The 18,889-nt window shown below is 41.6% G+C and carries 20 protein-coding genes; 5 read left to right on the forward strand and 15 right to left on the reverse strand.

Features of this window, described 5'->3' with window-relative positions; all coding sequences use genetic code 11:
• The first annotated feature begins 194 nt into the window (after nt 1-194).
• Nucleotides 195-1,670 carry a glucose-6-phosphate dehydrogenase gene (gene zwf, locus KVT11_RS11630; protein WP_035390764.1) on the forward strand — a complete coding sequence of 492 codons (1,476 nt, stop codon included), beginning with the start codon at nt 195-197 and terminating at the stop codon, nt 1,668-1,670.
• Nucleotides 1,671-1,720: 50 nt separating this feature from the next.
• On the opposite strand, the gene KVT11_RS11635 is transcribed toward zwf, so the two are convergent.
• The 5 genes from KVT11_RS11635 to KVT11_RS11655 form a co-directional block, all read right to left on the reverse strand.
• On the reverse strand, nt 1,721-2,443 hold the full coding sequence (locus KVT11_RS11635; protein ID WP_017357941.1) for a GntR family transcriptional regulator: 723 nt from the start codon (nt 2,441-2,443) through the stop codon (nt 1,721-1,723).
• Nucleotides 2,444-2,618: 175 nt separating this feature from the next.
• On the reverse strand, nt 2,619-4,025 hold the full coding sequence (locus KVT11_RS11640; protein WP_035390766.1) for a glycoside hydrolase family 1 protein: 1,407 nt from the start codon (nt 4,023-4,025) through the stop codon (nt 2,619-2,621).
• Nucleotides 4,009-5,355: a PTS cellobiose transporter subunit IIC gene (gene celB, locus KVT11_RS11645; protein WP_007501108.1), complete on the reverse strand. Its 1,347-nt coding sequence runs from the start codon at nt 5,353-5,355 to the stop codon at nt 4,009-4,011. The genes KVT11_RS11640 and celB overlap by 17 nt, the downstream gene beginning before the upstream one ends.
• 25 nt (nt 5,356-5,380) lie before the next feature.
• On the reverse strand, nt 5,381-5,713 hold the full coding sequence (locus KVT11_RS11650) for a PTS sugar transporter subunit IIA (protein WP_017357943.1): 333 nt from the start codon (nt 5,711-5,713) through the stop codon (nt 5,381-5,383).
• Between the two features lie 3 nt (nt 5,714-5,716).
• The gene (locus KVT11_RS11655) at nt 5,717-6,028 is read right to left on the reverse strand and encodes a PTS sugar transporter subunit IIB (RefSeq protein ID WP_017367558.1); all 312 of its coding nucleotides are present in this window, start codon (nt 6,026-6,028) and stop codon (nt 5,717-5,719) included.
• Between the two features lie 438 nt (nt 6,029-6,466).
• Between KVT11_RS11655 and KVT11_RS11660 the strand changes: the two genes are divergently transcribed.
• Nucleotides 6,467-7,465 carry a hypothetical protein gene (locus tag KVT11_RS11660; RefSeq protein WP_210552094.1) on the forward strand — a complete coding sequence of 333 codons (999 nt, stop codon included), beginning with the start codon at nt 6,467-6,469 and terminating at the stop codon, nt 7,463-7,465.
• Nucleotides 7,466-7,584: 119 nt separating this feature from the next.
• On the opposite strand, the gene KVT11_RS11665 is transcribed toward KVT11_RS11660, so the two are convergent.
• The 4 genes from KVT11_RS11665 to KVT11_RS11680 form a co-directional block, all read right to left on the reverse strand.
• The gene (locus tag KVT11_RS11665) at nt 7,585-8,370 is read right to left on the reverse strand and encodes a glucose 1-dehydrogenase (protein WP_017367560.1); all 786 of its coding nucleotides are present in this window, start codon (nt 8,368-8,370) and stop codon (nt 7,585-7,587) included.
• A 14-nt stretch (nt 8,371-8,384) separates the two neighbouring features.
• Nucleotides 8,385-9,230 carry a GRP family sugar transporter gene (locus KVT11_RS11670; protein ID WP_024718904.1) on the reverse strand — a complete coding sequence of 282 codons (846 nt, stop codon included), beginning with the start codon at nt 9,228-9,230 and terminating at the stop codon, nt 8,385-8,387.
• A gap of 256 nt (nt 9,231-9,486) precedes the next feature.
• Nucleotides 9,487-10,896, reverse strand: coding sequence for an NADP-dependent phosphogluconate dehydrogenase (gene gndA / locus KVT11_RS11675; RefSeq protein WP_017357947.1), 1,410 nt, complete (start codon nt 10,894-10,896; stop codon nt 9,487-9,489).
• A 98-nt stretch (nt 10,897-10,994) separates the two neighbouring features.
• The gene (locus tag KVT11_RS11680) at nt 10,995-12,251 is read right to left on the reverse strand and encodes a DNA polymerase IV (RefSeq protein ID WP_007501120.1); all 1,257 of its coding nucleotides are present in this window, start codon (nt 12,249-12,251) and stop codon (nt 10,995-10,997) included.
• Between the two features lie 120 nt (nt 12,252-12,371).
• Here KVT11_RS11680 and KVT11_RS11685 point away from each other — a divergent pair, with 120 nt between their 5' ends.
• Nucleotides 12,372-12,653 carry a hypothetical protein gene (locus KVT11_RS11685; protein ID WP_008342247.1) on the forward strand — a complete coding sequence of 94 codons (282 nt, stop codon included), beginning with the start codon at nt 12,372-12,374 and terminating at the stop codon, nt 12,651-12,653.
• Between the two features lie 25 nt (nt 12,654-12,678).
• Nucleotides 12,679-13,497: a membrane protein insertase YidC gene (locus tag KVT11_RS11690; RefSeq protein WP_007501121.1), complete on the forward strand. Its 819-nt coding sequence runs from the start codon at nt 12,679-12,681 to the stop codon at nt 13,495-13,497.
• A gap of 126 nt (nt 13,498-13,623) precedes the next feature.
• On the opposite strand, the gene KVT11_RS11695 is transcribed toward KVT11_RS11690, so the two are convergent.
• From KVT11_RS11695 to mce, 4 genes are read right to left on the reverse strand one after another with little or no spacing between them, the layout of a single operon-like run.
• Nucleotides 13,624-14,088: a chemotaxis protein CheW gene (locus tag KVT11_RS11695; protein WP_008342245.1), complete on the reverse strand. Its 465-nt coding sequence runs from the start codon at nt 14,086-14,088 to the stop codon at nt 13,624-13,626.
• A gap of 14 nt (nt 14,089-14,102) precedes the next feature.
• Nucleotides 14,103-15,224 carry a tripeptidase T gene (locus KVT11_RS11700; protein WP_116307120.1) on the reverse strand — a complete coding sequence of 374 codons (1,122 nt, stop codon included), beginning with the start codon at nt 15,222-15,224 and terminating at the stop codon, nt 14,103-14,105.
• A 16-nt stretch (nt 15,225-15,240) separates the two neighbouring features.
• Entirely contained in the window at nt 15,241-16,704 is a 1,464-nt protein-coding gene (locus KVT11_RS11705) for an acyl-CoA carboxylase subunit beta (protein ID WP_210552095.1), read from the reverse strand.
• On the reverse strand, nt 16,697-17,119 hold the full coding sequence (gene mce / locus KVT11_RS11710; RefSeq protein WP_017367566.1) for a methylmalonyl-CoA epimerase: 423 nt from the start codon (nt 17,117-17,119) through the stop codon (nt 16,697-16,699). The genes KVT11_RS11705 and mce overlap by 8 nt, the downstream gene beginning before the upstream one ends.
• A 101-nt stretch (nt 17,120-17,220) precedes the next feature.
• Between mce and prli42 the strand changes: the two genes are divergently transcribed.
• Complete coding sequence (gene prli42 / locus KVT11_RS11715; protein WP_017357951.1) at nt 17,221-17,313, forward strand: stressosome-associated protein Prli42; 93 nt, start codon at nt 17,221-17,223, stop codon at nt 17,311-17,313.
• A gap of 39 nt (nt 17,314-17,352) precedes the next feature.
• Here prli42 and KVT11_RS11720 read toward each other — a convergent pair whose 3' ends face one another.
• Entirely contained in the window at nt 17,353-17,862 is a 510-nt protein-coding gene (locus tag KVT11_RS11720) for a L,D-transpeptidase (RefSeq protein WP_008342241.1), read from the reverse strand.
• Between the two features lie 52 nt (nt 17,863-17,914).
• Nucleotides 17,915-18,868: an aromatic acid exporter family protein gene (locus KVT11_RS11725; RefSeq protein WP_007501130.1), complete on the reverse strand. Its 954-nt coding sequence runs from the start codon at nt 18,866-18,868 to the stop codon at nt 17,915-17,917.
• Nucleotides 18,869-18,889 lie beyond the last annotated feature (21 nt).

The following is an 18,889-nucleotide window of genomic DNA, read 5'->3' on the forward strand; positions in this document are numbered from 1 at the left end:
ATCTCTTCATTCATATAGAATACATGAAGACAGGATAAATGTGAATTCAGCGGAATTTTTGAAAAAAGTCAAACTTGGGCAGAAAAAGTCGAATCAAATGTTTGCTTTACGAACAATGAACCTTTAAAATAAAGAAAATGTACATACATTCTCGGTTTTTACAACAATGCTACGAATAAAGTGAGGTACTTTTCGTGAATACAGAAACTAACTATCCAAAAGCAGTCATTGTCATCTTTGGCGCAACAGGAGACCTTGCAAAACGCAAGCTCTACCCTTCTATACATAGACTTTATCATAGCGGAAAGCTTGGAGATCAATTCGCTGTTGTAGGTGTTGGACGTCGTCCTTGGTCTCATGAAGACCTAAGAGCTGTGGTAAAAGAATCGGTCTCTTCTGATGATGCAGAAGCAAAAGCAGAGGAATTTATTTCTCATTTCTATTACCATGACTTTGATGTCTCAAGCCCTGCTTCCTATCAAGCACTGAACACACTTCTTTCTGGTCTTGAAGATACATACAGTATCCCAAATAACCGGATGTTCTATTTAGCGATGGCACCGGAATTCTTCGGAACCATTGCGAAGTTTTTAAAAAGTGAAGGCGTATCAGAAACGACTGGATGGTCTCGACTTGTCATTGAAAAACCGTTTGGTCATGACCTCCCTAGTGCCAAAACATTAAATGAAGAGATCCGAGATGCATTTACAGAGGATCAAATTTATCGTATTGACCACTACCTCGGTAAACAGATGGTGCAAAACATTGAGGTGATTCGTTTTGCGAATGCGATCTTTGAACCGCTTTGGACAAACCGTTACATTTCAAACATTCAAATCACATCGAGTGAATCATTAGGCGTCGAAGACCGTGCGAGATATTACGAGAGTTCTGGTGCACTGAGAGATATGGTCCAAAACCATATGCTTCAAATGGTTGCACTACTAGCCATGGAGCCGCCGATTAAGCTCAATACAGAGGAAATCCGTAGCGAAAAACGGAAAGCATTGCGTGCGCTTCGTCCTTTCTCGAAAGATGAAGTGGATCAATTCTTTGTCCGCGGACAGTATGATGCAGGAACGATTGATGGCAATATGGTTCCTTCCTATCTTGAAGAGCAAAATGTGGACCCAAACTCCAACACAGAAACATTCGTTGCAGGGAAACTTCTCATCGATAACTTTAGATGGGCCGGGGTACCATTTTACATTCGTACAGGAAAACGTCTAGAAAAGAAATCCACTCAAATCGTGGTGCAATTTAAAGACATTCCGATGAACCTGTACTATGGAAACGGGAATTCCATGCATCCAAACTTACTTGTGATTCACATTCAGCCAGACGAAGGCATTACCCTTCACCTGAATGCTCGCAAGCTTGATGGCGGAACGTATGCTAAACCAATTAAGCTGGACTATCAAACAAATTACAACGACATCATGAATACACCAGAAGCGTATGAAAAGCTGATTCATGACTGTTTGCTAGGTGACGCAACAAACTTTGCCCACTGGGATGAAGTGGCACTGTCTTGGAACTTTGTTGATCCAATTTCAAAAAAATGGGCTGAAACCAAAACGTTAAAACCAAATTACCCTGCTGGTTCTATGGGACCAAAAGAAGCAGATCAGCTTCTTGAAAAAGATGGATATCACTGGTGGAATATATAAAATCAACGAAAAAAGAGCAGTCTCCCGATTGAGGGGGTTCTGCTCTTTTTTTAAAGTCGTGTTTTCGTAATTTCAACCGTTGAAAAATCAAATTTATCATAGCGATGATGGCTAAAGGAATATTCAAACGGCCGACCTGTGTTTAAATAAGCCACCTGCTCCACTTCTAGCACTGGATCCGTAGGGTCACAGCCTAAATATTGCTGATCAAGCTGATCTGATTTAGCCGCTCTAATTTTTTTGTGCGCTCCTGCCACTTTTAAATGAAGTGTGTTTGTAATGTAGCTATAGATAGACCCCAATAAAACCTCTTCATCTATTCCTTTAATGACATTGACAGGCATAAAGGTTTTTTCTAATACATATGGCTCTTCTTCCACCAAACGGAGCCGAATAATGTCATAGACGGGTGTGCTTGAGTCAATGGATAAATGAGCTGCCACCTCTTCACTTGGAAAATGCACATCAAAGCGAATGATTTGGCTCGTCACGTTTTTATCTGCCATCACTTTCGTGAACCCTTTATTTTCATGACCTGATACGTTGATCGCACCTTGATTTAGCGCTGCCTTCACAATAAATGTGCCATGACCTCTTTTTCTAAAGAGCAGACCTTCCGCCACTAAAAGATCGAGCGCACGCTTCATCGTCATTCTGCTGCATTTAAATTCAGCGGCAAGCGAGTTTTCATCTGGAATGGGTTGATCTTCTGGATAATATGCTGTTCCTATTCTTTTTCTAATTTCTTCTGAAATGAGTTCGTACTTTGTCATCTCACACCACCAACTGACTTGTTTTTTCATATCCTATTATAGCGCTTTCTAGCCTTCCTCTCATTCTACACTAAGCCTAGTGCGCTTAAAAGGTTCGAGCCACTTTCATTTCAACCCTTTCATCTTTACATAAGAAAAATACTTGCCCTTTTCAAGGAAAGAGCAAGTATCTTGATTAGAAACCATTATTCTCTGAAACCGATTGAAACCAGTAGCCACTTTTTTTGATGGTACGTTTCCCGTCTTTCTCAAGGTCCACTGAGACAAATCCATAGCGATTTTTATAGGCATTCGACCATGACCAATTATCCATAAACGTCCACAGATGATAGCCTTTTACATGACTTCCTTCTTGAATGGCTTGATGCACCCATTTAAGATGCTCAGAAATAAAATCAATGCGGTAATCGTCATGAATCATTCCTTCTTCATCCTGAAACCGCTCTTCTCCTTCGACACCCATTCCATTTTCAGAAATAAAGCATTCAATATTCCCATAGTCTGTCTGGACTTTTTTCAATATATCGTAAATACCCTTTTCATAGATTTCCCAGCCGCGGTACACATTCATTTTTCTGCCCGGCATTTCAAAAGAATCGAAATAATGGTCTGGCATAAATGGTGCATCAGGGTGAGGCATATGTTCCTTTGCTTTCACTCTTCTTGGCTGATAATAGTTGATGCCGAGAAGGTCGATCGTGTTCTCTTGAATGAGTTCAAGGTCTCCTTCCTCCATAGCCGGCATCAATCCTTCTTTCTTTAACACGTCCACTAGCTTTTCAGGGAAATGTCCTTTCACAGCTGGATCTAGGAAGGACCGGTTAAAGAAGGCGTCAGCCATCTCAGCTGCTTCGACATCCCGCGGATTCTGGCTTCGCGGATACGAAGGAGTAAGGTTGAGGATAATGCCTATTTTCCCATCCTGCTTCATCTCTTTATAAGCCGCAATGGCCTTAGCATTTGATAAAATCTCATGAAATCCAACTTGCACTGCCTTTTGGAAATCAACTTCGTTTGGATAATGGAAGCTATACATATATCCACCCTCTACAGGAACAATCGGCTCGTTATGGGTAAACCATTTTTTCACCCGGTCGCCAAAAAGCTGAAAACACAATGTCGCATAGCTGACATAATCGTCTACGACCTGCCTGTTTACCCATCCTCCCGTCTCCTGAAGCGCCATTGGCATATCAAAATGATACAAGTTCACAAATGGTTCAATGTCACTCGCTATCAGTTCATTGATCACATCATTGTAAAAAGCCACAGCTTCTTCATTAACAGCCCCTTTTCCCTCAGGTAAAAGGCGTGACCATGAAATAGATAGACGAAACGAGTTGTGCCCAATCTCCTTCATGAGGCGGATATCCTCTTTGTATTTACGATAAAATTGCGAGGTCACGCCTGGACCGACGCCCTGAAAAAAACGATTCGGCTCTTTTTCAAACCAGTGATCCCAAATGTTTGGTCCCTTTCCATCTCCTGGATAACTGCCTTCTGTTTGCGTAGCAGAGGCAGAAGATCCCCACCAGAAACCTTCTGGAAATGTATATGATTGACTGTTAGTTTCCATCGACATGTATTGAGTCTCCTTCACCTTTGATGTTTGTTTGTTTCGTTTTTTCTGTCGTGACTATTTTTTCATTTTTCACATTCATACGATCAATAAATTTTAGGAACGGGAACCAAATGACAAACACAATCATTAAATTAAACAGCTGAAGCAGACCGCCCGCTAATGAATTCGTTGCCATGACTCCGCTAATAAAGATCGGTACTGTCCATGGAATATTCACGCCTGTCGGAGGCGGCACAATACCTGCGGCCATCGCAAAATAAGAAATACAAGTAATCACCATTGGCGCCAAAATCCATGGAATGAGAATAAGCGGGTTCATCACAATCGGTAAACCGAAGATAATGGGTTCATTGACGTTAAATAAACCTGGTCCTAAGCCGAGCTTTGCTACTTGTTTCAATTGCTTACTTTTAAGAAAAATTAAAATCGTAAACACAACAGCTAGCGTCATACCGGTTCCACCCATACCCACTGTATAGATTTCGATAAACTGCTTGCTGATGATGTTCGGAACCTCACCTGTTTTTGTGTAGCTTTCTAGATTTTGAATGGACAATGTATTCCAAATCGGGTCCATGACAGAGTTGATAATAATTTGGCCGTGGAGCCCAAAGAACCAAAGAATTTGTATAAAGAAAATAGCGATCAAGGTCGGAATGATACCGCTTCCAAGTCCGACAAGCGGCGCCTGAATCGCATTGTAAATCAAGTCATGCATGTTGGTTTTGAACCCTTGTGTAATGATGATATTGATCAGTAGAAAGGTTGTGAGTGTCAAAGTAGCCGGGATGAGTGCAGCAAAAGACTTAGAAACAGCTGGCGGAACCCCTTGCGGCATATTGATGACAAATTTCTTTTGGACAAAATAGCGATAAATTTCAGCCGACAAAAAGCCTGTGATCATTCCAAGGAACATTCCCTTTGCGCCTAAACGATCGACTGGGATGACACCTGCAATGGATGCACCGCCCTCTTGCTCTAGTAAAAATGGCGTAAGGAGCAGAAAAGAGGCTAAAGCGATCACACCGCCAAAGACAGCTTCCACATCATAGCTTTTCGATAAATAGTAGCCAATACCAAATACAACAAACACACTCATAATGCTGATGGTCGCACTCGGTGCAATATTCAGTGCAGACTGAACACCTTCCAGTGCTGTTTGACTCATGATCTTATCTAAAAATGGCAAATTCATTAATACGACCATGATGGAACCAAAAATTGTTAATGGGAACGCAAGCATAAAGGCATCCCTTAAAACCCCTAGATAGCGATTGTTGTTCAATCTCCCAGCAATCGGAACCAAAATCGCACTTATTTTATCAAACATTGGTTTCCCCCCTTGTTTACACCCTTTATTGTTTCAGTGATTGCAATATCGGTAAGAGCTCTCCCACAAGCTCTTTTATTGTCATCGTTGACATGAAATGATCTTCGGCATGCATGAGCAGCAAGGAGAATGAAATTGTTTCTCCGCTTGCCTCTTGCTGTACCATTTGAAAATGAATATCATGTGCATTCCGCAAGTCATCTTCCGCTTCTTTGAGAAGGTCAGATGCTACTGTTTCATGACCTTCTCTAAATTGTTTAAGAGATTGAAGCAATTTGCTTCGTGCATTTCCGCTGTGTAAGATCAATTGAAAACTGATTTGTTCTTCCGTGAGTCCTTCGAGCGTTTTCTTTTCCATCCTTTAAGATTCCCCCATCAATGAAACCGCTTGTTCATACGCTTTTTGTCCATCTGCTAGCCCATACGCCTGCATATCGATGACCTCTACTTCAATCCCATATTTTTGAGCTTCTTTTTGAAGATCCCCTTTTAAAAAGCTCATTTGCGGTCCAATTAATACAACATCGGCATGTGCCATTTCTTTTTTCGCTTGGTCTTGTCCGACTGCCCAAATCTCTGCTTCTTCCCCTATAGACTCAGCATGTGCCTTCATCTTTGTGACTAGTAAACTCGTAGACATACCTGAACTGCATGCTAATAAAATACGTTTCATTTCTCTCACCCCATTGTTGTAATAAAAGCGCTTCCAGTTAATATTATATATTTTTATTTTTAAATGTCTAGACATTTAATTATATATGTCTGTATTTTATTTTAAAAATGACCGTATCAATACTCACAACAAGCTTTCAGAACAAAAAAGATCTCATCCAGATATGAACGAGACACCCTTTTCTTTTAAAAAATACTCTCCGAATGAACCATAAAGTAGCTTCTTCTTCTGAAGACAGTCTTTGAGAACTTTGTTAAAATAAGTGCGAATGACTTAGCTCATTCAAAAACCCAATTTTTCATCCCATAAATCATGAGAAGTAACTGCCCAGAGATGGAAACAGTTTCTATTCCCACTCAATTTGATGGATAGGTAAACGTCTTTTGCTGCTACTTTTCGAATCTATTCTTATCTTTGCAATCAAAGGGAGTCGATATCATGGCAGTCACTCATTTGTGTGAAGCCTGTAAAAGAAACGAGATTGATGTTGTAAAAATTTCTGATGAACCAGCTCAGCCTTATCGTTTATGCAATGATTGTCACAGGCGGCTCTTAACCTATTCTTTACGGCCAATTGAATGGTATCACTTAGCGATCATCCACTCTCCAAAGAAATTTTTATTGCACGATGATTTTTATGAAGAAGACGGAGAGGCTTGTCAGCCAGAAGAAGATGTATTGGTCACAGCAGAAGAGAAAATACCCACATTACAAGCGGTTCAACATGATTTGGAGTCTTTATTAGATTTCTCAATCACAAGATGGTTTCTTCAATACGATGTCATCAATGCCCTGAAAAAACACGATACACAAAAAATGTTGATGTCTGTAAAAGCTAGATTTTATGGAACGGAAAATCATGAAGTCAAATCAAGAATGCTGGAGATCGCAGCTAATGTTTTAGGTACTGCAGCTTCGGATTGGGTAAGAGAGCTTTGGGAGAATGATGCCCATAAATTTTTTCATCCGCTTTCTTGGGCAGCAGCCAGTAGTTTACCAGCCGAGGAAGGAATGAGACGTATTTTTGATCAATTGAAATGTGTAAGTGAAAAGGAATTGCCAATGACGGCTCTCTCCAGCCTATATCGTTTCCGTTCACATCACATACTTGATTGGATGGAGTCTCATTGCTCCTCTTTTCACGACAGTTGGGGCAGGTTGGCATCAGCATGCTTTCCAACATGGCTCAGAATGAAATCTTGGCTAAACAAAGGAAGACCTTTCAGTTTAATTGCACTCGATACAATGGCGAACTGTCTAGCAGTTAAAAACGATCCATTTATCGAGGAGTTATCACCTAAAATACTTCGTACAGATATCAATGAAATAGAACCCATTTTATATGATTATCTTCAAAAAGATGGCGTTCCTCGTGTCAAAACGAAAGTAAGCATCATCGTGAAGAACAAAGAAGCCATATTTGAAAAAGGCGAATAAATGGATAAAAGCGTGTGCAATGTTTATGCTCACGCTTTTCACTAGCATGACAACATACTAGATCATAATTTGATGTTGTGTTATCCTCTGAGCCCAGCCCGTGATCAACATATGCACGATTATCCTTTTCCTGCTTGGAATCCCGGGTACTTGGTCATACCGCCGTCTACATATAACGTCAACCCTGTCACATAGCTCGCCTCTTTTGATGCAAGCCAGACAGCACATGCTGCCACTTCTTCAGGCTTTCCGATATAGCCAATTGGTATCAGCTCAATGACGCCCTTTTTCAATGCTGGATCATCAAATTTTTCGGCATTGATGGGGGTATCAATTGCACCTGGTGCAATACTGTTTACACGGATTTTTTTAGGGGCATATTCTAGTGCCAGCGTTTCTGTCAAAAGCTTGGCGCCTCCTTTACTTGCTGCATAATGGACAAAATGAGGCCACGGAATTTGCTGATGGACCGACGACATATTAATAATCGACCCCTCGATCCCGTGTTCTGTCATATACTTTAATGCATCACGGCACCCTAAAAACATACCTGTTAAATTGGTGGACATCACTTTGTTCCAGTTATCTAGCGTCATTTCAGTTGAAGGAACTTCATTTTCAATTCCTGCATTATTGATCATGACATCAAGACTGCCATATGTATCAACAGCTTGATTAATCATCGCCTTCATATCCTCTTCTTTTGATACATCCCCTTGAATTTTCACAGCCTGTCCGCCACTTTTTTGAATCTCAGCAATCGTGTCGTCCGGGTTTTCTTTATCTGAGAAATAATTGATCACTACATTGGCTTTTTCTTGTCCAAACCGGCGCGCCATCGCCTGACCTATCCCTGTACCTGCTCCTGTGATGAGAACTGTTTTTCCTTCCAAATCTGGATACATTCGCTTAAAACCTCCTATTTTGTAAAACCTAGTAGCACACCACCTGCGATAATCATCAAGCAGCCTGCAATGACAAAGCTTGTTTTAGATGCTTTCTCTTTTAATAAATAAATACCGCCTAAAGTCGAGATGACAATTCCTGTTTGAGACATGGAAAAACTTACTGCTACGCCAATGAGTGGAATCGCCAAAAGAAGCCCTAGATTTCCTGTCGACCACACAAGACCAGCAATGATATTTCTGAACGTATATTTGCTAAACGGGTCTTGCTTTAGACTAATCGCTAACGATGAAAGCAGCATGCCGACAGATTGCGGAACGAGCGCAGACCAACCATCTATATGAAACCATCTTAAAATGACGACGTATCCGACGTAGCCTACGGTTGAGATGAGCAAAATGATGATTCCCTTTTTAAAATTGCCGCCCTCGTTTCCGCCACTCTTTTTTTGACCGAGGGATGTCATGACAACGCCAGCAATAATAAATAAAATGGCACAAGAACCAATAAGTATGACCGTCATGGTCTGCCATTCTTTGAAGACAATGACACCAAATAATGTCGTGCTCACAAGCTGCATACCCGTTGATAAAGGAACAGCCTTTGACACCCCTAGAAAGGCGACACTTGAAAGCTGATTCATTTGCCCAATACTCCAAAAGATCCCAGAGATAACGGAAACCGCAAAAATAAGCGGTGTCAGTTCCGGCATTTTGATCAAATAGGCGCCGATTGAAAACAAAAAAGCGCCGAGGGTAATGCCGAGTGTTTGCTGATAGGCATTCCCGCCAAGTTTGACACTGATGAGAACAATACTTCCCCAAAATATCGCTGGGAGAAGTGCATATAAAATGCCCACTTCTATCCCTACTTTCTGTTCTTTTTTACTTAGCATCCCTCTTTTTCGGATTTTTAGCCGAATAGATGTAAACACAAAAAAGACCTTACCAAAGGTAAGGTCACAGCGTGTAGACAAACCCTCGCATTCGGTGTCAGTCCTGCAAAGGTTTTCTATCACGCTAAAAAGAAGACAAAGGGCTAAAATCAAGTTCATTTTAGCCCTTTGTCAACAATCTAAGACCTTACCAAAGGTAAGGTCTTTTGAGGTTTTATATTTATTTCATCCATTCAGTATGGAAGACGCCTTCTTTATCTGTGCGCTCATATGTATGTGCGCCGAAGTAGTCACGCTGTGCTTGAATTAAGTTAGCTGGAAGGACAGCTGTACGATAGCTATCAAAGTAAGCTAGGGCACTTGAGAATGAAGGAACAGGAACACCTTGTTCTACTGCAAGTGAAATCACTTTACGAAGTGATGATTGATAGCTTTCTACGATATCCTTGAAGTAAGGATCAAGCAATAGGTTTTTCAATTCAGGGTTACGGTCATATGCTTCTTTGATTTGCTGCAGGAAGGCTGCACGAATGATACATCCACCACGGAAGATCATGGCAATTTCACCGTATTTCAAATCCCAGTTATACTCATCAGACGCTGCTTTCATTTGCGCAAAACCTTGTGCATATGAGCAGATTTTACTCATGAATAGGGCTTTTCTAACCGCTTCGATCAGCTCTTGTTTATTCTCTGCTGATTGCGCTGGCTTAGGACCTTCAATTAATTGACTTGCTTCAACACGCTCATCTTTCATTGCTGAAATGTAACGCGCGAAAACAGATTCAGTAATGATTGGAAGCGGAACACCTAGATCAAGAGAGCTTTGGCTCGTCCATTTCCCAGTTCCTTTTTGTCCAGCTTTATCTAAGATCACATCCACAAGCGGCTGATTTGTTTCTTCATCCACTTTTGTGAAAATGTCAGCTGTAATTTCGATTAAGTAGCTGTCAAGCTCGCCTTTATTCCACTCTGAGAATACTTCATGAAGCTCCTCTGCTGACAATCCTGCCACATGCTTCAAGATAAAGTATGATTCAGAGATCAATTGCATGTCTCCGTACTCGATACCGTTATGAACCATTTTGACATAATGTCCTGCTCCATCTGGACCGATATACGTTGTACAAGGCTCACCATCTACTTTCGCAGAGATGGCTTCTAAAATTGGTTTCACTAGCTCGTGCGCTTCTTTTTGACCGCCAGGCATGATAGAAGGACCTTTAAGTGCGCCTTCTTCACCGCCAGAAACACCTGTACCAATGAAGTGAATACCACTTTCCGCAAGCTCTTGGTTACGTCTTTGTGTATCCTTGTAATATGTATTTCCACCATCAATTAAAATGTCACCTTTCTCTAGGTGAGGAAGTAATGATTGAATGGTTGCATCTGTTGCTGCGCCTGCTTTTACCATTAAAAGAATTTTACGCGGCGTTTCAAGCGATTGAACAAATTCTTCAATGCTGTATGTGCCTACAACGTTTTTCCCTTGTGATTCTTGAAGAAACTCTTCTGTTTTGCTGCTAGATCTGTTATAAACGGACACGGAGAAACCGCGGCTTTCAATATTTAGGGCAAGGTTTTTCCCCATAACGGCTAGTCCAACGACACCGATTTGTTGTTTTGACATAATTCTGACGTCCCTTCTAACACACTATATTGATTACTGCTGAAATGATGTACCCTTTGAAATTACCACAACATCACCTCTTTTATCAAGTTTTCAGGCTAGTCATTTCCTCTTTCGTCCTGAAAAAAGTCTTTATTAAAACTTGTACCACTTGTTTTGCTCTCTTTTTCCTTAATGGTCACTCCTCTTTGAATGAGTGGTTTACCGTATTTTTCTTTCAGTCCGTCTAAAAGAGATTGGAGCGGTTCGTCTTTTGCATCTTCTGTATAAGAGAATAAATCAAGTTGCTTGACGGCTGATTTTCGTTCCACAAGATCGGTCCCCGTCACGCCTAAAAGTCTTACTGGCTGGTCATTCCAATGCTTTAGGAATAGCTGCTTTGCCGCCTCAAATAGATCTTCCTTTCGATCAGTAGGATTCGTGAGTGTGACGCTCCGTGTGATATTTTTCCAGCTTGCATACCGAATCATAATGAGCAGCCGGTTTGCCATTACTTCTTTTCTTCGTAATCTGGCACTCACCGATTGCGACAGTTTCTCTATTAATGAGACGAGTTCATCTGTATCATCAGAATCGTGAGGAAGAGTGGAAGAATTTCCGACAGATTTAAATTCGTATATTCTTTCTGGGTCGACAATGCCGTCATGCTCTCCGTTTGCCTTTTGCTTTAACCTCGGTCCATTGATGCCTAATAACTCTTTTAGCGCATATTCATTCGCTTTCGCTAAATCTTCAATTGTATGAATTCCGATGGTTTTCAGCTTATCTGCCGTTTTCTGTCCAACCCCATGCATGTCACCTGCAGGGAGCGGCCAGAGCATTGTCGGAACATCTCGTTTACGCAAAATGGTAATGCCCATTGGCTTTTTCCAATTAGACGCCATCTTCGCTAGAAATTTATTCGGTGCAATGCCAATACTCGATGGAAGCATGAGCTCTTCTACGAGCCTCGTTTGAATATCATGAGCGGTTTTCACGGCATGCTCAGCATAAGGTGTATCGGTTAAATCAATATAGCCTTCATCAATTGAAACGGGTTCAACTAAGTCACTATATTCTCTTAGTATAGTAAACATTTCTTGTGAGGAGCTGCGGTACCGGTCGAAGTTGGGTGTACGGACAATCAGTCCCGGACATAGCCGCTTCGCTTCCCAGAGTGGCATCGGCGGCTTCACCCCGAGTGCTCTTGCCTCGTAGCTGCAGGTCACAACTATCCCTTTGCGCTCTTTTGCATTTCCGCTAATGGCTAAAGGTTTCCCTCTCAAAGAAGGATCATACGCCATTTCTACCGATGCATAAAAACTATTCATATCAATATGAAAAATGATTCGCCCCTTCTTTTGAGAATCAGCCATTTGCTTGCCTCCTTAGGTGATCTACTTTCCTTCACTTCACCGTGATTTCACCTGTTTGTTCCATTAGACATTTCATATGGTGTATAGTACACTGTGAGTAATGAAATGGATGTGATAATCATGATTATTGATACATTCAATGAAGTCTTTTTCCTTGTTGAATTCTTTACGATTATTCTTCCAGCGCTGACCGCCATCGGTATTGCTTTCTTATTAAAAGACTGCCGAATGAACGAGCACCTCGGAGGACATCGTTTAGAAGAGTTGGATGCATCTTGTTTGAATCGAACAGACTTTCTGTTTATCATATATGATCGCATTACAACTTGGATTAGTAAAGTCATTCGAATGAAAAGATCATCAAATGATGATGAAGACCATTCGCTTCCTCTCTCTTATTAGACTTTATTATTGAGGAGGAAACGAATTGAAACGTTTATTGACTATTTGTACGACTTTATTTTTGATGATGGTAGCGTCACCGGCATTTGCTGCCAGTGCGCAAACAAATACAAGCTCTGATGGGTTTTTCCATCATTATTTTGTTCAGCCTTTTTCTGAGTTGATTATCTGGCTTGCGAACTTTTTCCATGATGACTACGGTTTATCTATTATGTTCGTGACATTGATTGTCCGGCTGCTTATTTTCCCGCTTTTTGCAAACCAATTTAAAAAGCAAAGAGTGATGCAAGAGAAAATGGCACTCGTTAAACCTCAGATTGACCAAATACAAAGCAAATTGAAAAAAACGAAAGAACCTGAAAAACAAAAAGAACTGCAAATGGAAATGATGAAAGTATATAAAGACAACAATGTGAACCCGCTGGCAATGGGCTGTCTGCCGATGCTGATTCAAATCCCAATTGTTCTTGGCTTTTACTCAGCAATCCGCTCAACACCTGAGATTGCGACGCATTCGTTCTTATGGTTTAACTTAGGACAAACTGATCTTTTAGTGGCGATCTTTGCAGGGGCCATGTATTTCTTGCAATTTTACGTCACACAAAAATTCGCAAAGCAATCAGGCACCCAAACAGAAGCCGCACTGAAACAAGCAAAAATCATGGGCATGATTTTCCCAGTCATGATGCTGTTTCTATCAATTAATGCTCCCGCTGCTCTTCCTTTATATTGGATGACAAGTGGACTTTTACTCACCATTCAAACGATTATTTTAAATGTGATGTACCAAAAATCAAAAACAAAAGCTGCGGCAAACGATTCAATTAACCCAGCAGCTGAATAAATGATAGCCCCCTTACCCGAACATGGTAAGGAGGCTTTATTTATCTTCTGTAGAGCGCATCAAATAAAAGATGCGTGAGCTCCGGCACGCAAAATGACCCCTTATCCATGGATAAGGGGCCTTTGTTTATGCCAATTCCTCTTTCAATCGCTCAGGCAATTGATCAAGATCCTCAATTTTCCCTAGAAACTTATTAGGGTCCACTTGTAAAATCATCTTGTTCTCTCTCTCAACGACGCCGAAGAAATATTCAGATGCTTTTGTGTTCATATGAAATGGCTTGATCTCACTTAGCTCGATATCAATGATATCTTTTGCATCAGAAACAAGGCAGCCAATCATTTGATCGTTTAATTCAAATAGTAGAACCTTAGACTGTTCGGTTACATCCAGAGGTTTTCCGTGCAGCATGACACCTGTGTCACTGACTGGAATGACCTCTCCTCTTAACGACATGAGTCCTTTAATCTCTTTTGGAAGGTTCGATACTTCTTGTAAATAAGGGACCTTCTCAATCGAGCGTATATGCTCTACGCTGATACCAAAATCCTCTTGTCCCACTTGGAAAATAATGATCTTTTGCGTGCTCACAGAGTCTCCTGCCTTTACGATGGATTTGTCGTTTCTTCGATAATGGCGAGAACCATTTCAGCTGTCTTGACTAATTCTTCAATCGGCATTTTCTCATTTTTCGTATGAATATCTTCATATCCAACAGCTAGGTTGACGGTCGGGATGCCGTTTCCAGCAATGACGTTTGCATCACTGCCTCCCCCGCTTGTCTGTAGTTCTGAAGGACGGCCAATTTTCGCAGCCGCTTTTTTCGCCACTTCAACGACTTGATCGCCGTGTGAGAATTTGAAGCCTGGATACATGATGTCAATTTGTACATCGGCACTTCCGCCCATTTCTTTAGCAGTTTTTTCAAAGGCTTTTTTCATTTTTGCTACTTGTGCTTCCATTTTTGCCGGTTCTAAAGAACGTGCCTCTGCCAGAATATCCACTTGATCACAGACAATATTCGTTTGTGTTCCGCCTTCAAAGCGGCCAATATTCGCCGTTGTTTCTTCATCAATACGGCCAAGCGGCATGCTGGCGATCGCTTTTGATGCAATCGTAATCGCAGAGACGCCTTTTTCTGGTGCCACACCTGCGTGAGCTGTCTTTCCGTAAATGGTTGCGCGTACTTTCGCCTGTGTTGGCGCAGCCACGATAATGGTACCGACCTTGCCATCTGAATCAAGGGCATAACCATATTTTGCTGTCATCAGTTTCGGATCTAACGCTTTTGCTCCTACAAGTCCTGATTCTTCACCAGCTGTAATGACAAATTCAATCTTGCCATGCGGTACATTTTTCTCTTTTAGGACACGGATCGCTTCAAACATTGCAGCAAGCCCTGTTTTATCGTCAGCACCAAGAATGGTTGTGCCATCTGTCTTGACATAGCCGTCTTCAATGACTGGCTTAACACCATTACCTGGTACAACTGTATCCATATGAGAAGTAAAATAAATCGTATCTGCCTCTTGATTCCCTTCAAGTGTGCAAATAAGATTGCCTGCTCCGTGGCCGGTTGTCTCTTTTGAATCATCTTCAACTACATTAAGCCCTAAACCAGTAAATTTCTCTTTTAGGACTTCAACAATTTTTTCTTCATGTTTCGTTTCTGAATCGATTTGAACAAGTTCTAAAAATTCGTCTAATAAGCGTTTCTCATTGATCATGATGATGTTCCTCCTCTTATAGCGGCATGTTTCCATGCTTTTTTAACGGTCTATCTTCTTCCTTACTGCGAAGCAGGTCAAATGAGCGAATGAGCCGTTCTCTCGTTTCATCTGGCATTAAAATATCGTCGATTAATCCTAATTGTGCTGCCTTCATGACACTAGGTTCATTGTCCACCTCACGCAAAGCAGGATGAACAATTTCGTCTGCAAACGATTTTCCCATGACATCAATTTCTGCCTCTGGCCATGCATATACAAAGTCAGCACCTAATCCCTTACTATTCATCGCAACGTATGCACCGCCAAATGCCTTTCGCAAAATCACAGTGATCTTTGGAACGGTCGCCTCAGCGTACGCATACAGAAGCTTTGCGCCGTGGCGGATAATGCCTGCATGCTCAGCTTTCTCCCCTGGCAAAAAACCAGGAACGTCCACAAGGGTTAAAATGGGAATATGAAATGCATCGCAAAATCGAATAAACCGAGCCGCTTTATCAGCAGCATCGAGGTCAAGGCTTCCTGCCAGCACCTTAGGCTGATTGGCTACAAGACCAATGGAAGACCCTTGTAATCTGGCAAAACCTGTGACGATATTTTTGGAGAAACAACGCTGCGTTTCAAAAAATGAGCCGTGGTCGGTGATCGCTGTCACCACTTGTTTGACATCATAAGTGCGTGATGGCTCCTTTGGCAAGATGTTCCCAAGATCGCTCGCATCATGCTTTTGCACCTTACGATGAATGACAGGCCGTCGTTTCGTTGGTATGTACGTTAAAAGCGTTCGAACTGCTTTTAACACGTCTCTCTCATCTTTCCCTGTATAGTGCACATTCCCGCTTGTTTGATGCTGAACTGCTGCACCTCCAAGCTTGTCAGGACAGACCGTCTCTCCTGTTGCTTTTTCTATCACTTTCGGACCAGTTAAAAACATATGAGCTGTTTGCTCCGTCATGAATACAAAATCCGTCAATGCAGGTGAATAAACTGCACCTCCCGCACAGGAGCCTAAAATAACGGATATTTGCGGAATTTGACCAGAGTACAGCACATTCCGTTTAAAAATCTGACCATATCCCTCTAATGATACCACACCCTCTTGAATTCTCGCACCACCTGAGTCTTTTAGACCGATAACAGGCATTTGATTTTTAGCCGCCAAATCCATTAAAGCCGCTATTTTTTTCGCATGCATGTCCCCTAGTGAACCCCCGTACACGGTCGCATCTTGTGCATAAACGCCTACTTGTTTCCCATGAATCAGTCCCGTCCCAGTGACAACGCCATCCCCTAAATGCTCTGAGCGGGAGCCTTTAGCAAATGACTGGATTTCCATAAAGCTGCCTTCATCAAGAAGTTCATGAAGCCGCTGACGAACAGTCAGCTTTCCTTTGTTTCGGTGAGCCGCTGCTCGTTTTTCACCGCCACCCCTTAAAGCTTTCTCGCGCCATTCAGACAAGTCATTGAACGATTCATGCATCTTCCTGTTTCTCTCCTTTCAATGGCGCACACAATTCAAATAGCACACCTGACGTTTCTTTTGGTGAAATAAACGCGATGCGCTTTCCGTTCGCACCATTTTGTGCGTCCTTTTGAATGAGCTGCATGCCGAGCTCGTCAAGTTGACTGAGATCAGCCTGAATGTCACCTGACTTTAATGCAATATGATGAAGCCCCTCTCCTCTTTTTGTTAAGAAGGTATGTAATGTGCTGTGATTTGATATCGGTTCAATCAACTCAATGTGCAGATCACCTAGGGAAGCAAAAGATACTTTGACCCCTTGATTTGGAAGTACTTCTATGTCTGAAAATTCCCAGTTAAACAGCCTGGAGAACGTACGTGCTGTTTTTTGAATTGAAAAAACGGCAATGGCTATATGATCGATTTGATTCATCCGTTCACTTCCTTTGTACATCACTTGTCGCCTGCGTAAAAACGAGCTAGAATAAAGAAAGGTGCGCTCGTCGCAAAAACATTTGATTATAGGGGTGCGATATGTCTCAGAAATTCATGAAATTTATGGTATTGCTCATGATTAGCTTACTGTTAATTTCTTCACTTTTAGCAGGAGCGGCAGCCTTTTTATAAAGTGTTGATAAAAAAGCAGACAAGCAGGTGATTCGTTTTTTAACGAATGGCCTGTTTGTCTTTGGCCAGTTTTTCAAATGCATCGCTTGATGTCGTGATCCATACCTTTGTACCAACTGGAAGCTGATCAAATAGCCGTTCTACATCTTGATTATGAAGACGTACACAGCCCGCCGTAATAAATTTCCCTATCGATGTCTCATCACTTGTTCCATGAATGCCATAGGTTCTCCCGTCGGTTCCTCGCGCATCAAATCCAATCCACCTTCGGCCGAGTGGGTTATTCTTCGCGCCGCCTTCAATATTTTTTCTTCTGTAATAAGGATCTTTCGCTTTGATCATAATCGTAAATTCACCTTCTGGCGTTAAATCAGCTGTTTTGCCAGTAGAAGCCGGGTAGACTTTTTGAATTTTCCCATGATCAATATACGCAAGCTCGTTTGTTTGTTTATTAATAATGACATACGGGTCTCCTGGAAGCGGGTTTTGCCCAAGCGGCCAGATGGGTGAAAGGGACATGGTCAGCACAGTATAAAATAAAAGACGCATAGGCTCCTCCTTTTTCATTAGATTGACCAATGAAGGAGGAACTCATGCGTCTTTATTCTTTCATCCCTTTAAAATAACTTTTCAGCACCAAATATTGTTCCATTTCCCCGAGAAAATGAAAGAGTGCGGCTCTAGCTTCAAATTCTTCACGTGTTTGCGGAAGCGGCAGTGCATCAAACTCTTCTTTCATATCAATCAGGCGTCTTAAGAACTTATGCGCCGTGTTCCCTGGGTGAATATGTTCTCGTAAATCTCTAATATATTCTGCAATGATTTGCCCATGCTCCGTTGTAACAGAAATGGACGTAATTTTCGGAAGCACACGCTCAATGATTTCAAATTGCTTTTGTCTCATGTTGAAATAATGATAATACAGATTTTCATGTCTTAAGACATGGTTTTCAACATCACGGTATGCAAGAGCCTTCGCTTCTTTAATCAATTGATGCGTCTCTGGAATTTCTTTTCCTGTCCAGTCTTGTTTTCCGGTCATTAAATATTGCTCGATTTCTTCAAAGATTTTCGCAAAATTCGCTTCAATTTGTTCACTGTATTGTTTCAGCTTTTTATCAACGCTAGGCATATACAGGTTCATAATGAGTGCGACCCCTACACCAATGGTGATGAGTAAAAGCTCATTCCAGATGAGATGAAGCGTAATGCCTCCAGACATATACAAATGAAGGATAATCACTGAACTTGTGACAATCCCTTCTTTAATCCGAAGCAAGACCGTTGTTGGAATAAAGACGAGCAGCATCAGTCCAATGACAAAAGGATGATACCCAATCAGATCAAAAAATAAATAAGAAAATAAGATGGCAAGACTGCATGCGGCAAAGCGGGCCCCAGATGCGAGGAGTGACCTTTTTTTCGTCACCTGAATACAAAGAATCGTAATAATGCCGGCAGCTGAATAGTTTTGCAGACCGAGCATTTGTGCAATGTAAATGGCTAGAGCTGTTCCTAATGCTGTTTTCAGCGTTCGGTAGCCGATTTTAAACATGATGTGATTCACTCTTTTCTG

This window comes from Bacillus sp. GbtcB10 (assembly GCF_019091365.1).
In the GTDB taxonomy this organism is placed as follows: Bacteria; Bacillota; Bacilli; order Bacillales; family Bacillaceae; genus Bacillus; species Bacillus altitudinis.